Raw genomic sequence first — 1,762 nt, forward strand, 5'->3', positions numbered from 1 at the left:
GGATCAACTGGATCAACTGGATCAACTGGATCAACTGGATCAACTGGATCAACTGGATCAACTGGATCAACTGGATCTACAGGACCATCACCGACAGCATTCCAAGCATCAGCCCCATATATTCCGCTAGGCTTGTATGCGGCATTTTGACACCAGCCAGACGCAGGCCATTCTTTACATTGATATGTTTTACCGCTATCAGTTACTTGAGTGCCGGCAACATAAGAAGAAACTTTAGATGCTGACCATGCATCAGTAGCATTTGCTATAGAGAATGAGCTTACACCCATTAAGGCACAAAGCATAGTTGGTGTTAGTTTAAGTTTATTTTTCATATATTATGATCTCCTAAGTGATTGTTAAATTACTCTTATTTAAGAATGATTATGTTTCTAATCGGTGACTAATATACCAAGATTGTTATAAATAGTCATCGATCAAAAACTAATAGCTGACAGTGAAAACTAATAGCTGAAATATATGTAAATGTATCTATTGTAGATGGCTTTAGAATATTATAATTTCACTTATATAGATGTTTGATTTCTTGTATAGGAAATATTGAATAGAGAGAAATATCAAAATAAAGAAATTTTATATATTATTCTTCAGCAAAAGCTTCTTGAGAGTAGTTAGCTAAATCATGAACATTTGTTCCAGTAACAGTATTCTGATAGTAAGTAGAAGCTGTACCCATTGCTACTTGATTTATAGCCCAGAACATAGATCCACCATAATTGTTATCAGATACATAGTCAATCATCTCTTTATCTAAAGTAAGACCTTCCCATTCTCCTCCAGCAGCTTGTCCACCTGGTTCAAATCCAAGAACAACTAAACTAGGGTTTACATATTTAGCAAAGCTAGATAAAACATCTTCATATACACTAGTTGTCCAAGTTTGACCATTAGGCATATCATTAGGACCAACATCATAAGCCATAATATTTACCCAGTTAACAACTTTATCTAATGATGATCCATTTTCCTCTAACCATTTTTCAATAGCAATACCTTCTCCATCAGAATTAAAATCATTTGCAAAACCATGAGCTTTACTGCTTTCGAAGAAAGCATTAAATCTAGTTGTGTAACCAATTTGTTTATCAGTCATTCCTTCTGCATCTAGCTTTTCTCTTAAGGTTTTAAGAGTTTTAGCTAATGTTGCTAATTGTTGATCTTTATTTGGATTTACAGAACCATTAGCTAACTGACTTAAATGTTCCCAGTCAAAATCTACACCATCACCACCAATTTTTAATAATTCAACAACTTGATTAACAAAAGTATCTATTTGACTATCACTAATAGTTTGCTGTAAATCAGACCAACCACCAATAGCCCAAATGAATTTACCACCATTTGCATGAGCAGCATCATTTAAAGCGATTATACGAACTCTTTGCCATTTATAATCATAGTCATCTGGTTGCATAACAATAAGAACATCCTTGCCAGCATTACTCTCATTAAGATGACCTGAATTCCATTGTGTATCATGTGGATTATCTGAGTTAGGAGATGGATCTAATGTAAGGAATGAGTATAGTACATGAGTGTACGGTGCTACATCTTCAGTAGTTGCTTCCCAGTTTCCACTTATTAGACCAGGTTTCCAGTTTTCCCAGTAACCAATAACTTTTTTACCAGCTTCAATCGGAGCTTGTTGCTCGAAATTAACATCGATATTTTGAGCATCATTATTAGCAGTAAAAGAAGCAGGAGATGTAGATATTTTGTATCCAGTAAGAGATGCTACAGC

General features: G+C 34.6%; 1 protein-coding gene and 1 pseudogene. Both read right to left on the reverse strand.

All coding sequences use genetic code 11. The annotated features are described in order from the left end of the window. A pseudogene (locus ACKTR7_RS09885) lies at nucleotides 1-335 on the reverse strand (glycosyl hydrolase family 18 protein); the annotation flags it as partial. Between the two features lie 266 nt (nucleotides 336-601). After that, nucleotides 602-1,762, reverse strand: a 1,161-nt coding sequence (locus tag ACKTR7_RS09890) for a glycosyl hydrolase family 18 protein (RefSeq protein ID WP_407878140.1), incomplete at its 5' end; no start/stop codon positions are given.

Source organism: Francisella sciaenopsi, from assembly GCF_045862875.1.
Taxonomy (GTDB): domain Bacteria; phylum Pseudomonadota; class Gammaproteobacteria; order Francisellales; family Francisellaceae; genus Francisella; species Francisella sciaenopsi.